Origin of the sequence: uncultured Formosa sp. (genome assembly GCF_947500765.1) — a bacterium.
Lineage (GTDB): Bacteria > Bacteroidota > Bacteroidia > Flavobacteriales > Flavobacteriaceae > Formosa.
On sequence record NZ_CANMTH010000056.1, the window covers coordinates 1 to 697 of the forward strand.

1 protein-coding gene is annotated in these 697 nt (G+C 28.0%); it reads right to left on the reverse strand.

Annotation, left to right across the window (positions count from 1 at the left end; translation table 11 throughout):
• Window positions 1-59: 59 nt before the first annotated feature.
• The coding region (locus Q1B05_RS18585) for a hypothetical protein (RefSeq protein ID WP_299782962.1) at window positions 60-697 on the reverse strand (638 nt) is incomplete at its 5' end.

Here is a 697-nt window from a genome sequence, read left to right on the forward strand (position 1 = left end):
AAATAAAACACAGATAGAAAGTCCGCGAGGACTTTCGTAAATTGGCTAAAACCAAGCAATTAATTATACACGGTGTTGCCCACAGTAATTATTTCTACTTTCGCTAATGAGTCAATTTCTTTTTGATTCAGTTCAGTTTTATTATTTGTATATATTTTCAAATTAATTTCGTTAATTCTGTCAGGATTCATTCTCCAACCTTTCCAATTTTTCGGTGTTTTAAGTTCAACTTGATAATTTCCTTTAAATTCTGATGGAATAATTATAGAATTTTCATTTAATTCCACACTTTTACTAAAGGGAAAACTCCAATTCAATTCAGAGTTTTCTAAATTCCCATTATTATAAATAATAACGAAATATTCAGTTTTATATTCAGTCAAATCAACATACAGTTTTTTGTTGTCGGACAAATAGAATAGCAAAATAATTCCAATAAATACAAATTCAAAAATCGAAAGTTTCAATGGTTTTATTTTATTCACTAAAATTCTGTCAATTACTAAAAATGGAATACAAATAAAAACTCCAAGTAAAACTAAAACTCCACCTAAACTTGCTCCACCATTCAAAGTCAATCCATAAATCCCAAACGGAATTCCGATAAACAAAACAAAAATTCCAACTACCAAAAATAGAGTTGGTTTTTTCCTTAAATTCTCTTTGAAGTTCTTCATTTTTTTATTGTGGGCAACGT